The organism is Serratia sp. SCBI (assembly GCF_000747565.1).
Taxonomy (GTDB): domain Bacteria; phylum Pseudomonadota; class Gammaproteobacteria; order Enterobacterales; family Enterobacteriaceae; genus Serratia; species Serratia ureilytica.
Genome location: NZ_CP003424.1, coordinates 2,520,835 through 2,537,780, shown reverse-complemented (window position 1 = coordinate 2,537,780; position 16,946 = coordinate 2,520,835). Strand labels below are relative to the sequence as shown.

Below are 16,946 nucleotides of genomic sequence, written 5' to 3'. Positions count from 1 at the left end.
CATGCTATGCGCACACAGGTTGTGATCATCGGCGCCGGTCCGGCCGGTTTGATGTTGTCCCATCTGCTGCACCTGCAAGGTGTGGAATCGGTGGTGTTGGAAACGCGCAGCCGGGAGGCGGTGGAATCGACCATTCGCGCCGGGGTGCTCGAACAGGGGACCGTCGATCTGCTCGAGCAGACCGGATTGGGGGAGCGGATGCGGCGGGAAGGGGCGCGGCATCAGGGGATCCGCTTGGCGTTCGGCGGCCGGCAGCACCGCATCGATCTGGCCGGATTGACCGAGCGCGCCGTCACCGTTTATGCCCAGCACGAAGTCTTGAAAGACCTGATCGCCGCGCGTCTGGCGGCGCAGGGCCATCTGTTTTTCGAGGTGGAGCAGGTTGAATTGAAGGCGCTGGACAGCGCGCAGCCCGAGGTTCACTACCGTCATGGCGACCAGCCGCGCCGGCTGCGCTGCGACTTTGTCATCGGATGCGACGGATTCCACGGCATCAGCCGCGCGGCGATGCCCGGCGGGCTGCGGCAGGATTACACCCGCACCTATCCGTTCGGCTGGTTCGGCATTCTGGTCGAAGCGCCGCCGTCCAGCGAAGAGCTGATCTACGCCTGCCATCCGCGCGGTTTTGCGTTGATCAGCACCCGTTCGCCCGGCGTGCAACGCATGTATTTTCAGTGCGATCCTGCGGAACAGGTCGATCAATGGTCGGACGATCGTATCTGGCGCGAGTTGGAGCAGCGGCTGGAAAACCATGAAGGCTGGACGCTGAAAAAGGGCCGCATATTTCAGAAAAACGTGGTGGGCATGCGCAGCTTCGTTACCGAACCGATGCGCTACCGGCGCCTGCTGTTGGCGGGCGACGCGGCGCATATCGTGCCGCCGACCGGCGCCAAAGGGTTGAATCTGGCCATGGCCGATGTTTGCCTGTTGTCCCAGGCGCTGGAGACGTTTTACCGGCGAGGCGACTGGCAACGGCTGGATGATTACAGCGACACCGCCTTGCAGCGGGTCTGGCGCGCCGAGCATTTTTCCTGGTGGATGACCCACATGCTGCATACCCGGCGGGAAGACACGCCTTTCGAACACCGGCTGCAACTCTCAGAGTTGCAGTACACGGTGAAATCGCGCAGCGCCATGACGATGCTGGCGGAAAATTATGTCGGTGCGCCATTCCCGGCGATATAAGCGAAAACGCCCATGCCGGGCGGCATGGGCGAGAAGGGGCGTCACCGCCCCTGAACTGCGGGGGTTACAGCTGTTCGCCGTTGCTGGCGATCACCCGACGATACCAGTCGAAGCTTTTCTTGCGCGACCGTTCCAGCGTGCCGGTGCCGTCGTCGTGTTTATCGACGTAGATGAAGCCGTAACGCTTGCTGTACTCGCCGGTAGTGAACGACACGCAGTCGATGCAGCCCCACGGCGTATAGCCGATCAGGTCTACGCCGTCTTCAATCACCGCTTTTTTCATCTCTTCGATATGGGCGCGCAGATAGTCGATGCGATAGTCATCGTTGATCTGGCCATTCGCTTCCACCTTGTCGAAGGCGCCGAAGCCGTTTTCCACGATAAACAGCGGCTTCTGGTAACGTTCATACAGCACGTTCAGCGAATAGCGCAGCCCGACCGGATCGATCTGCCAGCCCCAGTCGGAGGCTTTGACGTGCGGGTTCGGCACGTTGCCCGGGAAGCCGAACATGCCGTCGCTGCCGTCCACCGCGTTGGCCTGCAGCGCATTGCTCATGTAATAGCTGAAGCCGATGTAATCGGTGCAGCCCTCGCGCAGGATCTGCGCGTCCTGCGGCTGCATCTCGATCTTCAGCCCTTTGCGTTCCCAGTCACGCAGCAGGTAGCTGGGGTAGTAGCCGCGCATTTGCACGTCGGTATACAGATAGCGCTGGTGCATCGCTTCCACGGCGTACATCACGTCGTCCGGCTTGCAGGAATAAGGGTAGAACGGCACGCAGGCCAGCATGCAGCCGATCTTGAATTCCGGGTTGATCTGATGGCCGAGTTTGACCACCTGCGCGCTGGCGACGAACTGGTGGTGCAACACCTGGTACAGCGTCTGCTCAGGGTTGTCTTCCTGGGTGTAGTCCACGCCGGAACAGCAGTAACCGAACAGCGGGTAGCGGTAGTTACTCTGGTTGTTGATTTCGTTGAAGGTCATCCAGTACTTCACTTTTTCGCGGTAGCGGCGCATCACCACTTCGCTAAAGCGCACGAAGAACTCCACCACCCGGCGATTTTTCCAGCCGCCGTAGGCTTTTACCAAATGGTAAGGCATTTCGAAGTGGGACAGGGTGATCACCGGCTGGATGCCGTATTTCAGCAATTCGTCGAACAGGTCGTCGTAAAACTGCAGGCCGGCCTCGTTCGGCGTTGCTTCGTCGCCGTTCGGGAAAATGCGCGTCCAGGCGATCGAGGTACGAAAACACTTGAAGCCCATCTCGGCGAACAGCGCCACGTCCTGCTTGTAGCTGCCGTAGAAGTCCACCGCTTCGTGGTTGGGATAGCGATAGCCGTCGAGCACGCCGTCGGTCATCACGCGATCCACGCCGTGCGAACCGCCGGACAGCACGTCGGCGATGCTTGGCCCTTTGCCGCCCTGATCCCAACCGCCTTCAACCTGGTGCGCGGCGACCGCGCCTCCCCACAGAAAATCTTTCGGCAACTGTTTCATCGTCAATGTCTCATCTTATTTAATGAAGGGTAATAACGCTCGCGTTGCCAATAGAGTAACAAGACCGAAAGAAATGTCACGATATAACAAATCGCCGTAAAACGTGATTTGTCACAATAAAAAAACAGCCTGTTTTATTTTATCGCGTTCATTCTTCCAAGACGCTTGCCGATGGTTTCAATAATATAAAGCACGGGGATTTGCGTAGTAATATTATGATGATCGCCGATCAAGTGTTGCGGGACGTGATAAGACAGATTGAAGTCCGCCAGCCGCGCCAGCGAAGAGGTTTCGTTGTTGGTGATGCTGATGATTTTACAGTGGTGCAGGCTGAACTGGCTGGCCAGCCGCAGGATTTCTTCGGTTTCGCCGGAAACCGACAACATGATCGCCACCGCGCTTTTATACATATCGCTGTTGACGGGATAATAAGGATCGTCGATATGAGTGCTGAATTTTCCGACGTTGGAAAAGAAACGCGCGCCATATTTCCCCAGGGCGCCGGAGGTGCTGATGCCGACGAAAATAATTCGCTCGGCGGCGGCGATATGCCGCACCGCTTCATCGAGCAGCTGATTAAATTCATCGTTGCTGACGCTTTTAAAAAAACTGAGAATTTCGCCGATGCCGGAATCGACCGGCGGCGCATCGGTTTGCTCCAGGTACAGTTTGAAACGGATGCGAAATTCCGAATAGCCGTCACACCCCATTTTTTTGCAAAATCGCAGCACGGTGGTGGTGGACACGCCGGCGGCCTCGGCCAGTTCGCGGATGGTCATGTACATCACTTGATTCTTGTGTTTGCTGACGTAGTTATAAACCATCAGCTCCAGGGCGTTGAGCGCGGCGATTGCTTTGTGGGTAAACATGAGTCGATCCGGCGGCTGAAAACGGGAAGCGTATCTGCGGGTTAACATAGCAAAATTCCCCGCCGCTGGCACTGCCGAACAAAAAAGAAAAGCCGCACCAGTCAGGGGCGGCCCAGGGTTCACGACGAACAAATAAAGCAAAACGTTCCGGAAGACATGCCATGAAAACGCGTTTCATCACACAGGGTTAGCATAGGTCAGCTTACTCCGACGGCAAAATGCCGGTTTCTGCTTTCTAAAGCCAAAGCGCGGCAAAGGCTACGGCGCCTCGGGCTTATCTTCGGACCAGCGGGCGGCGTTGACGTCCACCTTACCCGGCAGCAGTCCGATGGCGGTGAATTTATCCGCCAACTGCTGCTGCTGTCTGAACACCTCCGGCGACATGCGCTGGCTGCCGAACGGCATGCGGGCGATGGCTCTGGCCCAAATGGCCTGATCCAAGCCGGTGCTCTGAGCGAGGATCGCCGCCGCTTCCTGCGGATGGCCGTTGGCCCAGTCGCTCAGCGCGCCGAGCTGTTGAATCACCTGCTTGGCGCTGTCCGGGTAGGTTTCGGCAAAGCGGCGGCTGGCGAGATAGAAGGTGTAGTGCGGCACCAGACCTTCCGCGTCTTTCAGCCGGCGGGCGTTGGCATGGGTTTCCACCTCGGCGTAGTAGGGATCCCAAATCACCCAGGCGTCGACGCTGCCGCGCTGGAAGGCTGCGCGGGCATCGCTCGGCGGCAGATAGACCGGCGTGATGTCCTTGTAGCTCAAGCCGGCCTGTTCCAGCGCGCTCACCAGCAGGTAATTGACGTCCGACCCTTTGTTCAACGCCACGCGTTTGCCTTTCAGATCGGCCACGGAGCGGATCGCCGAATCCTGCGGCACCACGATGGCTTCGGTTTTCGGGCTGGGCGGCGAATGCGCCAAATAAACCAGATCGGCCTTGGCGGCTTGCGCGAAGGCCGGCGGGGCGTCGCCGGTCGCCGCCAGATCGATGCTGCCGACGTTCAACCCTTCCAACATCTGCGGGCCGGCGGGGAATTCTATCCAGCGAACCTTGACGCCCTGCGGCTCCAGGGTTTTCTCCAGCGTGCCGCGGTATTTCAGCAGCGCAAAAATGTTGGCTTTCTGGTAACCGATGGTGATTTGTTGCGGTTTCTCCTGCGCGCCGGCCGGCAGGCTAAACAGGCCGAGCAGCAGGGCGGCGATCAGCGGCGTTGTGAGTTTTCTCATCCTGATTTTCCGATAGGCGAAGTGAACGGTAGCGATGACGCGCTGGGCGTAACGCCATGAAACGGCATTTAAATTTTCCTGCGGCGGGATAAGGGCGATGATAATGAGCGGCGCAGTGGCGTGTAAAGCGCCCGCTTATGCTGAATAATGCCTTGCTTAGCCATAAATCAGCTTAAGCGGGAGAGGGTGAGCTCGACGTTATGCCGCGTCACGCTCGCGCGAACGCGCCAGCAACAGCGGAACCAACAGATAGAGGGCGGCGGCCAACGCCCAGACCAGGCCCGGCCAGACATCGCGCGTGGCGGCGTACAGCGCCGTCGCCACCAGCGGCCCCGCGACGCCGATCAGGCTGCCCATGCTGGCCAGCGTCCCTTGCAGCTCGCCCTGATGATCGTCGTCCACCTTTTGCGCCATTAACGCCTGCAGCGCGGGCAGCGCCATACCGCCCGCCGCGAAGAACGGCAGCAAGGCGAAAGGTGCCCAGCCGCGCGTGGCGATCGACAGCAGCGCCAGGCCCATTGCGTCGGCGGCCAGGCCGATCAGCAGCGCCTTGCGTTCGCCGAGCCGCGCGACCAGCGGGCCGATGGCGAAGGCCTGCGACAGCGCGTGGCAGGCGCCGTAACCGGCCAGCGACAGGCCCGCCACCATCATGCTCCAGCCGAAACGATCCTGACCGTATAAAATCCACAATGTGGCCGGCGCCTGCGAAACCAGCGCCATGATCAGGTAAATGCCGGCCAGCGGCAGCAGGCCAGGCTTGCCGTGCAGCCGTCGCAATGACGAAAAGGGATTGAGGCGGATTTTCTCGGCGGCGCGGGCGCGGGGTTTACGCGATTCCGGCAGCAGGAAAAACGCCATCGCCAGGTTGACGGCGTTCATCGCCGCCGCCGCCAGGAAGGGCGCATGCAGATGCCACTCGCCCAGCGAACCGCCGAGCAGCGGGCCGACGATAAAACCGACGCCGAATACCGCGCCCACCAGGCCGAAACGCCGCGCGCGTTGACCGGCCGGCGTAATGTCGGTGACGTAAGCGGTGGCGACCGCCATGTTGGCGCCGGTGATGCCCGCCAGCAACCGGCCCAGATAGAGCCAGGCCAGCGTCGGCGCGAACGCCATCAGCAGATAGTCGGCCGCCGCGCCGGCGAGCGAGATGAGCAGCACCGGCCGCCGGCCGAAACGATCGCTCAGCGCGCCGAGGATCGGCGAGAACAGAAATTGCATTAACGCATAGGCCGCCAGCAGGGCGCCGTAGTGCAGGCTGCCGGCGTCAAGACCGCCCAGCGAACGCAACAACGCCGGCAGAATCGGCATGATCAGACCGATGCCCACCGCATCCAGCAACACCGTCAACAAAATAACCAGCATGGGTTTTTTCAAAATTGTGACTCTAACAGTGATAGAGTATTGAGTATTCCACAGTTACCCTATCAGTGATAGAGAGATGAGTAAAAAAAATACTGCGACACGTTTAACGCGAGAAACCGTCCTGCGCGGGGCGCTGGCGTTGCTGAACGACATCGGCATCGATGCCCTGAGCACCCGCCGCCTGGCGCAACATTTGGGCGTGCAATCTCCCACGCTCTATTGGCATTTCAAGAACAAGGCCGAGCTGCTGAAGGCGATGGCGGAAACCATCATGCTGGATCACCGTGAGGAGGTGCCCGCCGACATGCCCTGGCAGGATTGGGTTGTCACCAATGCCGGCAACTTTCGTCGGGCGTTGCTGGCTTACCGCGACGGCGCGCGTCTGCACGCCGGCACCCGGCCGCAGGAGCCGCAATTCGCCGTCATTGAGGCCAAGGTGGCGCTGCTGTGCCGGGCGGGGTTGACGCCGGAGCGCGCGGTAAACCTGCTGTTCGCCGTCGGGCGTTTCGTGGTGGGCTGGGTGCTGGAGGAACAGCAAATGCAGCCTGACGATCCGCTCAATGACGCCGACCGCCGCCGTTACCCGCTGCTGTGCCAAGGCTGGGAAACATTGCAGGAGAAGGGCGCGGATGCGCTGTTCGAAGCCGGGGTGCGGCTGTTGGTCGACGGCGCCGAGGCCGGACTGGCGATCGACAATAATCACGGGCGGCAATCATAAAAGCGCGCTTATCTATCGGAAATTTATAGAAAATACCCACTTTTCGTTAAAGCCATGGCGGCTACATTCCCTTAACATCGTCAAGTCTTTTGATGATAATTATTAGCACGCTGCGCAATTATTCACCGCAGTGATGTTACGGATTAAATCCGTTTGTTTAAGGGATAGTTTCACCATGGAAATCAACGTTAATGGCCGGGTGGTTCCACTCGGCAATCTCGCGCCCGACACGCCGCTGCTGTACGTTTTACGCAACGATCTGCACTTGAATGGCCCCAAATATGGCTGCGGCCTGGGGGAGTGCGGCGCCTGCACGGTGCTGATCGACGGCGTCGCCGCGCGTTCTTGCTCAATGCCGCTGGCCGCCGTAGGAAGCAAGTCCGTCACCACGCTGGAAGGCCTGGGCACGCCGGAGGCGCTGCATCCGGTTCAGCAGGGGTTTATCGATGAGCAGGCGGCGCAGTGCGGTTACTGCGCCAACGGCATGATCATGACGCTGGTCGCGTTGTTCGAACGCGAGCCGGATGCAGATGAACAAACCATCAAGAAAGAGCTGGCCTACAACCTGTGCCGCTGCGGCACCCACCTTGAGATCTTGCGCGCCGCCGAGCGCGCCCGCGATCTGCTGGCTGCGCGGAGGCAAGCATGAGCCGCCTCGAACTGACCCGCCGACAGTTGCTGCAAGCCGGCGGTGTGGTGATGGTCAGCAGTCTGCTGCCCGCGCCGTTTAACGCCTTCGCCGCCGAGACGGTTGCATCGCCTGCCGCTCTGCCGCTGGATCGGGTGGACAGCTTTATCAGCCTCACCGCCGACGGCCGGGTGACGGCCTTCAATGGCCATGTCGATCTCGGCACCGGCATTCGCACCGCGCTGGCGCAGATCGTCGCCGACGAAATTTGCGTGCCGTTCGAGCACGTCACGATGCTCCTCGGCGATACGCAACGCACGCCGGATCAGGGGCCGACCATCGCCAGCGCCACCATACAGGTCACGTCGGTGCCGCTGCGGCAGGCGGCGGCGCAGGTGCGACATATGCTGACGGCGCTGGCGGCCAAAGCCTTCGAACTGCCGGCCGACCAGCTGACGGCGGCGGCGGGACAGGTGTTTGTGACCAAGCACCCGGGGCGTTCCTTGAGCTATGCGCAGCTGGCGAGCGGGCAAAATCTGCATGTGACGCTGGATAAAAACGTGCCGCTGAACGGTGAACAGCAGGGCCGCTATGTCGGCCGCGCCGTCGCCCGGGTCGATATTCCGGCCAAGGTCAGCGGGGGGCTGACCTACGTGCACGACCTGCGCTTGCCCGGCATGCTGCATGGCCGGGTGGTGCGTCCGCCTTACGCAGGCGCCGACAGCAGCGCGCCGCTGGGCGGCGGCCTGTTGTCGGTGGATGAAAGTTCGATCGCGCACCTGCCGGGCATCGTGAAACTGGTGGTGATCAACGATTTCATCGGCATTGTGGCCGAGCGCGAAGAGCAGGCGATCGCCGCCATGCGCCGGCTGAAAACCGAATGGAAACCCTGGGCCGGCCTGCCGGACCTGTCGCCGGAGGCGCTGCCCGCCGCGCTGGCAGCCAACCCGAAAACCGACCGCGTGCTGCGCGATGATGCGGGCACGGACGAGGCGTTGGCATTGCTGCATACCGAAGTGCGGGCGGACTATGTCTGGCCTTACCATCAGCACGCCTCGATCGGCCCCTCCTGCGCGGTAGCGGAGGTCAAAGACGGGCGGGCGCAGGTGTGGTCCGGCACGCAAAACCCGCACGATCTGCGCAAAGATATCGCCAGGCTGCTCGAGTTGCCGTCTGAGCAGGTGCACATCACCCGCATGGAAGCCTCCGGCTGCTATGGCCGCAACTGCGCCGACGACGTCTCGGCGGACGCGGCGCTGTTGGCGCGGGCCACCGGCCGCCCGGTGCGAGTGCAGCTGATGCGTGAACAGGAATCCGGCTGGGAGCCGAAGGGCACCGGCCAACTGATCCGGGTGCGCGGCGGCCTCGACGCGCAAAATCGGGTGGCGGCTTACGAGTTGAAAACCAGCTATCCCTCCAACAATGCGGTGACCTTGCCGCTGGTGTTGACCGGCAAGGTGGCCAACCGGGCCGACGTGCAACAGATGGGCGATCGCACCGCCATTCCGCAATACGCGTATCCGCATATGCGGGTGATCTGTCAGGACGCCGCGCCGATCGTGCGGGCGTCGTGGATGCGCGGCGTTTCGGCGCTGCCCAACGTGTTCGCCCATGAATCCTGGATCGACGAGCTGGCCTGGCGCGCCGGCGAGGACCCGATCGCGTTTCGCCTGCGTTACCTGAACGATCCGCACGCGGTGGCCTTGATTGAGGCCCTGAAGCGCCAGGCTAACTGGCAAGACGGCCCGGCGCACCGCTCGCGTGCCGCCGGGGCCGAAGTGGTGAGCGGCCGCGGCTTCGCCTATGCGCGCTATTTCCACAGCAAATTCCCCGGCTTCGGCGCCGCCTGGGCGGCCTGGGTGTGCGATCTCAGCGTCAATCGCCTTTCCGGGCAGATCACGCTCAATAAAATCTTCGTGGCGCATGATTGCGGCCGGATGATCAATCCGGCCGGGGTGCGCCATCAGGTGCACGGCAACATTATCCAATCCGCCAGCCGGGTGCTGAAAGAGTTTGTGACCTTCAACGCGTCGGGCGTGACGTCATTGGACTGGGGCGGCTATCCGATCCTGCGCTTTGACGAATTGCCGCAGATCGATATCCAACTGATCGACCGCCCGGACGAAGCGCCGATGGGCGCAGGAGAGTCCGCCTCGGTGCCGAGTGCGGCGGCGATCGGCAACGCGCTGTTTGACGCCCTCGGCGTGCGCCTGCGCGAGGTGCCGTTCACACCGGCGCGGGTGCTCGCCGCGCTGCGCGCTCAGGCCGGCCATTAACCCCCGTTACGAACAAGGACAGCAAAGATGAGTAAGATGAAAAAAATCGTCGGGTGGGGCGGCGTCACGGTGATCGCCGTTGTGGTCGCCGGCGTGGTCGCCAGTTGGCAGCCGGAGATTGCGCCGCTCGCCGCCGATGCGACCCACCGTTTCAGCGAGGCGCAGATCGCGCGTGGCAAAACGTTGGCCGATCTCGGCGACTGCGCCGTGTGCCACACCCGTGCGGGCGGCGAGCGCAACACCGGTGGGTTGGCGATGGAGATCCCCTTCGGCACCATTTACACCACCAACATCACGCCGGACGTGGAAACCGGCATCGGCAGCTGGAGCTACGCGGCGTTCGAACGCGCCATGCGCCACGGCGTCGATCGCCAGGGCCGCTATCTCTATCCGGCGTTTCCCTATACCGCCTTTACCCGCACCCGCGACGACGATCTGCAGGCGCTGTATGCCTATCTGATGTCGCAGCCGCCGGTTAATTACCGGCCGCCGGCCACCGATCTGCACTTTCCGTTCAACATTCGCCAGGGCATCTTCGCCTGGAACCTGCTGTTCCTGACGCCGGGCGCGTTGCCGGAACAGCCAGCCCAAAGCGCCGACTGGAACCGCGGCGCGTACCTGGTCGAAGGGTTGGGGCACTGCAGCGCCTGCCACTCGCCGCGCAACGTGCTGTTCGGCGAGAAAACCGGCGGCGAGCACCTGGCCGGCGGCGTGGCGGAAGGCTGGACGGCGCCGGCGTTGACCGGCCGCTCGCCCGCGCCGCTCGCCTGGTCACAGCAGGATCTGGTCGATTTCATGCGCACCGGCTACTCGGCCAACCACGGCGTCGCCGCCGGCCCGATGGCGCCGGTGATCGAAGAAGGGCTGTCGCGCTTGCCGCAGGCCGACCTGCAGGCGATCGCCGTCTATCTGCGCAGCTATCATCCGGAAGCGGCGGCGCAGGCCGCGGCGGCAACTTTGAACGCTCAGGCGGAGCGCCAGGTCGAGCCCCTGAGTTCGCAAGGGGCGCGGCTGTTTTCCGGCGCCTGCATGGCGTGCCATGCGCAGGAAAAAGGCGCGCAGATGGCGGGGGTGCGCCCGTCTCTGGCGCTGAATACCAACCTGTTCGCCGAGGCGCCGGACAACGCCATTCGCGTGGTGCTGGACGGCATACAGCGGCCGACGAACGCCGAGCTGGGCTATATGCCAGGCTTTCGCCATAACCTGAATGACGCGCAGATCGCCATCCTGCTCAACTACCTGCGGCAGCATTACGCCGATCAGGCGCCGTGGCCGGACTTGGCGGCGCAGGTCAGCCGTTTGCGCGCCGAAACCGCGCAGAAATAGCCGCCTGGGGCTGGACAGCCGCGCCGCGTTGACGACAATAGACCTTTTCACATGGACAGAGGCAGTAAAATGAATACGTTAGACGCGATCCGCCAACGCCGCGCCACCAAGCAGTTCGATACGCAGCACGTGATGACGCTCGAAGAGAAAAAAGCGCTGTTGAACATTGCGCTGCAGGGCGCTCCCAGCGCGTTTAACCTGCAGCACTGGCGCCCGCTGCTGATCGAAGATCGCGCGCAGCGCGAGAAAATTCGCGAGGCGGCGTGGGGGCAGGCGCAGGTGACCGACGCGTCGATGCTGGTCGTGCTGTGCGGCGATCTGTCGAGTTGGGAATCGAAGGTAAAAACCGTTTGGGCCGACGCGGCGGAGCCGGTGCAGCAATTCATGATCCCGGCTGTCGATCAGTATTATCGCGGTAAACCGCAGGTGCAGCGCGACGAAGTGATGCGCAGCAGCGGCATCTTCGCCCAGACGCTGATGCTGGCGGCCAAGGCGCAGGGCTACGACTCTTGCCCGATGGACGGTTTTGATTTCGACGCGGTGGGCGAGATTATCAATAAGCCGGCGCATTATCAGATCGCGCTGATGGTCGCTATCGGCAAGGCGGCGGGGCAACCTTACCCGCGCATCGGCAAGCTGCCGTTCGACGAGGTGGTGAAAACCGATCGCTTCTGAGCTGAACGGTGAATGACAAAAGGGAAGGCTTGCGCCTTCCCTTATTTTTTTATGATGACCCGTCCTGAATAGAGTTGACACATTTTACTCACGCGCAAAGGAAAATGTGATGAACCGGTATATTAAACGCACACGACGCGATTACTCTCTATCCTTTAAACTGGCCGTCGTCGAACAGGTCGAAAAAGGCGAAATGACTTGCCGTCAGGCCACAGACCGTTATGGTATCCAGGGCAACGTAACCGTCATGAACTGGCTGCGCAAATACGGTCAGCTTGACTGGCGGACTTCTCCTTCCACCAGAACGTGCGGAGACAATATGCCCAAACTCCCCCTGACGCCCGAACAGCGTATTAAAGAACTTGAGCAGCAACTGGCTGAATCTGAAGTCAAAGCCCAGTTCTTCGAGGCTGTCGTCAAAGTGATGAACACCGACTTTGGCGCCACGCTGACAAAAAAGCAGCTAACCGCCTTATCGCGCAAACACAAGTACCGGGACTCACAGTAACGCGGGCCTGCCGATGGATGGGCATCAGCCGACAAGCGTGGTATCAGTCCCTGCAGCGTGAAGCAGGCAAAGAGGAGCAGACCCGGCATCTCGTCGAACAGGTGACGGCCATCCGCTTGCACCAGCCCCGGCTGGGGACACGTAAGCTGCATCACCTGTTGCGGCAACGCCCCGAACCGGCATTGCATGTGGGGCGCGACCGGCTGTTCAGTATCCTGCGCTGCGCGCGGTTACTGGTGATGCCTAAACGGGCATATCACAAGACGACGCAGAGCCATCATCGTTTTTATCGTCATCCCAACCTGCTGAAGGCGGGGGACAACCAGGTCATAGCCAGCCGTCCGGAACAGGTATGGGTGGCGGATATCACCTACTTGCCGCTGAGAACAGGGACGGCGTATGTCAGCCTGGTAACGGATGCCTGGTCGAGAAAAATCGTGGGGTATCATGTGCATGACAGTCTGCATACCCGGCATGTCGCCTGCGCGTTCAAAATGGCACTGGCCGGCAGACGCACGGCGTTGCCGTTGGTGCACCACTCGGACAGGGGTATCCAGTACTGCTCACAGGAATATCAGGCGTTACATCAGAGATATGGCATCACCTGCTCGATGACGGACGGGTATGACTGTTATCAGAACGCGCTGGCGGAACGGATAAACGGGATACTCAAAACGGAATACCTGCTCGGCAGGCCAGAAGATATCGCGCAGGCAAGAAAGATGGTCAGGGAGTCGGTGAACTTGTACAACACGCGGCGGCCGCACCTGTCGCTGAAATACAAAACGCCCGATGAGGTTCATCGGGCGTTATCCGGCTGAAAAGTGTCAACCTATATCAGGACTAGTCATGACGCACAGTTCGTTCCAGTAACTGAAACGGATGCGCCGTTGCAGGCGGTGATGCCACATAGAACACTCCTTCTACCCTACACGGTTTAAATAAATAACACCGCGCCGGACACAAGGCGAATGCCTTATTGTGCATAGCTTGCTCGTCGGGCGGGATTAACCGATTTTACCGGCCCGGTGCGCGGCGGGCGCCCATCGCCAGCCGAAGTTCATGCCCGCGGCCGCGCCGAGAATGGCCAGCGTGCCCAGCAGCTGCAACAGGCTGAGACGGTGCCCGAACGCCGCCCAGTCCACCACGATCGCCACTGCCGGGTAGATAAACGACAGCGCGCCAACCAGAGCGGTGGGGATTTTCTGGATAGCGCCATAGAGCAACGTGGACATCACCCCGGTATGCACCAGGCCGAGGGTCGCCAGCAGCAGCCAGTCGAGCGGTTCTGCGGGAAGGTGGGCCAGACCGGCGAACGGCGCCATCGCCAGCGCGCCAACGGTCAGTTGAATCAACACGATGAGCTGCGGCGGCAACGCGGCCAGCTGTTTGACAATCGCTGCCGCCAGGGGGTACATCAGGGCCGCACCGAGCGCCAGCGCCACGCCGAGCAGATAGTCGCCATCGCCGCCACCGCTCTGCCGGCCGGTGACGATCAACACCATCCCGGCGAACGCCAGCAGAAGCCAGCCCAGCCGATTAGCCGTCAGTTTTTCGCCGAACAGCAGCGCTCCCAGCGCCACCAACATAAACGGTTGAACATGGTAGGTCACGGTGGCGACAGCGATCGAGGCATGCGCATAGGCGGCAAACAATAGCGTCCAGTTGAGCACCAGCGCGAGGCCCCCCAGGACGGCGAAAGCCAGCTGCCGCCGGTTGATGGCGCCTGATTTCAGTTGCCCAAGCGCGGCGCAGGTGGCCAGCATCGCCAGCGCGCCGAACGCGCAGCGCCAAAACACCACCGTGGCGGGCGACTGCCCTAACACGATCACCGGCCAACCGACGGTGCCGGAGATCGTCATGGCGAGGATCATTTGCACTGCGCCGCGCTTTTTCGTTTTCATGTCGTTTCCCTCGCGGCCTGACCGTACTTGTGGTGAAGTCGCTTAATCATTAAAATGAACAATCGAACATTATGATGAACATGGTTGACGGTGTTCGTCAAGTCGAACAAATGAATGGTATAACGAACAATGAGCGAGAGCCTAATGCAGAACATCACGCCGATCGGCCTCTTGTCGGCGGCAATCCGCCGTGAGCGGGAGCGATTGAACCTGTCCGTCACCGAACTGGCGAAGCGCGCGGGTATCGCCAAGTCCACGTTGTCGCAGCTCGAAGCCGGCAGCGGTAATCCCAGTCTGGAAACGCTGTGGGCGTTGGCGATGGCGCTGGATGTGCCGGTCAGCCGACTGATTTCGCAACCCAGCAGGCAGGTGCAAGTGATCCGCGCTCATGAGGGGACCGCGGCGGTGTCAGAGCAGGGCAACTACGCCGCCACGTTGCTGGCCACTTGTCCACCGGGCGCGCAGCGCGACATTTACCGGCTGCGGGTGCAGCCCGGCGAAATCAAACTTTCCCGGCCACATCCGCCGGGCACCGTCGAGCATGTGATTATCAGCAGTGGACGGGCGCGCCTCGGGCCGGCGGATCAGCCGCTGGAGCTGAGCGCCGGGGATTACATCAGTTACTCCGCCGATCGCGAGCACGTTTTCGAGGCCCTGGAGCCGGAGACCACCGCTGTGATGCTGATCGAGCAGGGCTAGCACGGCGTTGACGGTTCGTTTATTGAAAATAATTCTCAATTATATTAGTGTGCCCGCCTGTTTTGACGCCGGGGCAGGCGCGTAGCCCGGCGTCGCCGTTTGTTGCCCTTCAAGGACCGAAGATGAAAATCGCTATTCCTTCCATACTGTTACTCGCCGGTTTGACGGCGACGTACCCGGCCACCGTGTTGGCCGCTGCACCGCCCGCCGCGGCGGATCAGGGCCAGAACGACACGGCCAACAACGATTTCAGCTTCGTGCGCTATCGCGCGGATTACCACGTTAACGCCAACGCCACTAACGTGAAGACGGAAAGCTACGAAGTGCTGCTGAAAACCAAGGCGGCGGTCGAAAAATTCAGCCAGATCCGCCTGAGCTACAGCGAGAAAATGGAAACGCTGGAGGTGGTCGCCGCCTATACGCTGACCGCCGACGGCCAGCGCCACGATGTGGCGCCCGATCGCATCTATACCCAGGAGAGCTATTCCAGCGCCACGGCGCCGCTGTATGCCGATCGCAAAGTGCGCGTCATCGTGTTCTCCAACCTGGCGCCGGGCTCGCGCGTGGTGTACGAACTGCGCCGCACGCAGAACACCCCGTATTTCCCTGACTATTTCGGCCTGTGGGAGACGTTCAGCGTTTTCGATCAGTTCGACGACGCCGAAGTGACCCTGCAGGCGCCGGCCAAGCTGCCGATGCATATCTTCACGCGCGGCGTCGAGGGCGGGGACCAACCGCAGATCCGCAACGGCCAGGCGCACTGGCGCTGGCATTATTCGCGCAGCGCCCCGATGAAGGCGCAAAACTGGGCGGCGGACAGCTGGACCTTCAGCCCGACCATCATGGCCAGCACCTACCGCGAGTGGCCGCAGTTGGCCAAGGCCTACCAGCTGAAGGCCGGCGCGGCGGCGAAGGTGACGCCGGGCATTCAGGCGCTGGCGGACAATATCACCGCCGGTATCAGCGATCGGCGCGAGCAGGCGGAGGCCCTCTATCGCTGGGTGGCGCAAAACATTCGCTACGTGGCGGTGTACCTGGGCAACGGTGGGCTGGAGCCGAATTCGGCGCAGAGCATTCTCGATAACCATTACGGCGACTGTAAGGATCACGTGGTGATCCTGGAGGCGCTGCTCGCCGCCAAAGGCATTGAAAGCTCGCCGGTGCTGATCGGCATGGATGAAGGCCCGATCCTGCCTAAAGTGCCGCTGCTTGGCCGCTTCAATCACGCCATCACCTACGTGCCGGAATTCAAACTGTACCTCGATTCCACCAATCCCTGGGCGCGTTTCGGGCAACTGCCGGAGGGCGATTTGGGCGCACCGGTGCTGCTGACGCGCGACGCCAGGCTGGCGCGCACGCCGGGCAGCGATGAGCAGCCGGTCAAGAGCGCGCTGAACGTCGATTTCGTGTTCGACAAGGCGGGCAATCTGCGCGGACAGACCGAGCGCCGGCTGAGCGAAGTGGAAGAAATTGACCTGCGGGGCTACTTCTCGCAGATCAACCGTCAGAATCGGGCGCAGGCCGAAGCGACGATCATGTCCGCTTCCGGCATCGACGGCAACGGCGAAGTGGCGATGAACAGCGATCCGCTGGATCTCAAAAAGCAGTTCGGCTATCGCTTCCGCTTCAAGGCGGACGACTACGTCGATTTCGGCGTGGTGGGCGGCATGACGTTGCCCAACCCGCCCGGCGGCAAATCGTTCCGCACGCTGTATACCACCACGGCGGCGCCGGGCAACGAAACGCCGTTCTACTGCACCGCGCAGCGCTACGACGAAACCTACCGTCTGCAGCTGCCGGCCAACGTGCCGATCATCGCCATTCCGAAAGATCGGCAATTCCGCAATGCGGCGGGCGACTATCGCGTCGAGTGGCGGCGCGACGGGCAGCAGGTGACCGCCAATCACCGCCTGCAGGTGAATGCCATTCGCGGCAAGGAAGCGCTGTGCCAGGCGCAGGATTACCCGGCGTTCCGCGAGCTGTTCCAGCAGGTGCGGCGCGGTTTCCGCGGCCAGGTGGTGTACGGTGAATTGGCCAACGGCAAATAGGCCGCTGCCCCGCCGCGCCAAGCGGCGGGGCGCAC

Annotated in this window: 13 protein-coding genes and 1 pseudogene; 9 read left to right on the top strand and 5 right to left on the bottom strand. The window is 61.7% G+C overall.

Translation table 11 applies throughout. The annotated features are described in order from the left end of the window. The first annotated feature begins 6 nt into the window (after positions 1 to 6). On the top strand, positions 7 to 1,185 hold the full coding sequence (locus SERRSCBI_RS11825; RefSeq protein WP_016927657.1) for a 4-hydroxybenzoate 3-monooxygenase: 1,179 nt from the start codon (positions 7 to 9) through the stop codon (positions 1,183 to 1,185). 64 nt (positions 1,186 to 1,249) lie between these two features. Here SERRSCBI_RS11825 and SERRSCBI_RS11820 read toward each other — a convergent pair whose 3' ends face one another. From SERRSCBI_RS11820 to tet(41), 4 genes are all read right to left on the bottom strand, one after another. Continuing rightward, complete coding sequence (locus SERRSCBI_RS11820; protein ID WP_156965100.1) at positions 1,250 to 2,686, bottom strand: 6-phospho-beta-glucosidase; 1,437 nt, start codon at positions 2,684 to 2,686, stop codon at positions 1,250 to 1,252. A gap of 128 nt (positions 2,687 to 2,814) precedes the next feature. Continuing rightward, entirely contained in the window at positions 2,815 to 3,549 is a 735-nt protein-coding gene (locus SERRSCBI_RS11815) for a MurR/RpiR family transcriptional regulator (RefSeq protein ID WP_033643147.1), read from the bottom strand. Positions 3,550 to 3,807: 258 nt separating this feature from the next. Continuing rightward, entirely contained in the window at positions 3,808 to 4,764 is a 957-nt protein-coding gene (locus tag SERRSCBI_RS11810; protein WP_033643146.1) for a sulfonate ABC transporter substrate-binding protein, read from the bottom strand. Positions 4,765 to 4,962: 198 nt separating this feature from the next. Then, positions 4,963 to 6,141 carry a tetracycline efflux MFS transporter Tet(41) gene (tet(41), locus tag SERRSCBI_RS11805; RefSeq protein WP_071883552.1) on the bottom strand — a complete coding sequence of 393 codons (1,179 nt, stop codon included), beginning with the start codon at positions 6,139 to 6,141 and terminating at the stop codon, positions 4,963 to 4,965. Between the two features lie 64 nt (positions 6,142 to 6,205). Here tet(41) and tetR point away from each other — a divergent pair, with 64 nt between their 5' ends. The 6 genes and pseudogenes from tetR to SERRSCBI_RS11770 all read left to right on the top strand — a co-directional run bounded on the left by tetR (position 6,206) and on the right by SERRSCBI_RS11770 (position 13,107). Then, complete coding sequence (gene tetR, locus SERRSCBI_RS11800) at positions 6,206 to 6,847, top strand: tetracycline resistance transcriptional repressor TetR (RefSeq protein WP_042784561.1); 642 nt, start codon at positions 6,206 to 6,208, stop codon at positions 6,845 to 6,847. Positions 6,848 to 7,022: 175 nt separating this feature from the next. Then, the gene (locus SERRSCBI_RS11795; RefSeq protein ID WP_033643143.1) at positions 7,023 to 7,496 is read left to right on the top strand and encodes a (2Fe-2S)-binding protein; all 474 of its coding nucleotides are present in this window, start codon (positions 7,023 to 7,025) and stop codon (positions 7,494 to 7,496) included. Continuing rightward, complete coding sequence (locus SERRSCBI_RS11790) at positions 7,493 to 9,751, top strand: molybdopterin cofactor-binding domain-containing protein (RefSeq protein ID WP_042784559.1); 2,259 nt, start codon at positions 7,493 to 7,495, stop codon at positions 9,749 to 9,751. The genes SERRSCBI_RS11795 and SERRSCBI_RS11790 overlap by 4 nt, the downstream gene beginning before the upstream one ends. Before the next feature lie 27 nt (positions 9,752 to 9,778). Then, the gene (locus SERRSCBI_RS11785; protein ID WP_042784558.1) at positions 9,779 to 11,077 is read left to right on the top strand and encodes a cytochrome c; all 1,299 of its coding nucleotides are present in this window, start codon (positions 9,779 to 9,781) and stop codon (positions 11,075 to 11,077) included. A 69-nt stretch (positions 11,078 to 11,146) separates the two neighbouring features. Next, complete coding sequence (locus tag SERRSCBI_RS11780; protein ID WP_033643140.1) at positions 11,147 to 11,752, top strand: nitroreductase family protein; 606 nt, start codon at positions 11,147 to 11,149, stop codon at positions 11,750 to 11,752. Between the two features lie 109 nt (positions 11,753 to 11,861). Continuing rightward, positions 11,862 to 13,107: pseudogene (locus tag SERRSCBI_RS11770) on the top strand (IS3 family transposase). Between the two features lie 160 nt (positions 13,108 to 13,267). On the opposite strand, the gene SERRSCBI_RS11765 reads toward SERRSCBI_RS11770, so the two are convergent. Further along, positions 13,268 to 14,164 carry a DMT family transporter gene (locus SERRSCBI_RS11765; protein WP_042784553.1) on the bottom strand — a complete coding sequence of 299 codons (897 nt, stop codon included), beginning with the start codon at positions 14,162 to 14,164 and terminating at the stop codon, positions 13,268 to 13,270. Between the two features lie 129 nt (positions 14,165 to 14,293). Between SERRSCBI_RS11765 and SERRSCBI_RS11760 the strand changes: the two genes are divergently transcribed. Both SERRSCBI_RS11760 and SERRSCBI_RS11755 read left to right on the top strand, forming a co-directional pair. Beyond that, positions 14,294 to 14,863: a helix-turn-helix domain-containing protein gene (locus SERRSCBI_RS11760; RefSeq protein ID WP_042784551.1), complete on the top strand. Its 570-nt coding sequence runs from the start codon at positions 14,294 to 14,296 to the stop codon at positions 14,861 to 14,863. Between the two features lie 122 nt (positions 14,864 to 14,985). After that, a complete protein-coding gene (locus SERRSCBI_RS11755) occupies positions 14,986 to 16,911 on the top strand; it encodes a DUF3857 domain-containing protein (RefSeq protein ID WP_042784549.1) in 1,926 nt (641 codons plus the stop codon). Positions 16,912 to 16,946: the final 35 nt, after the last annotated feature.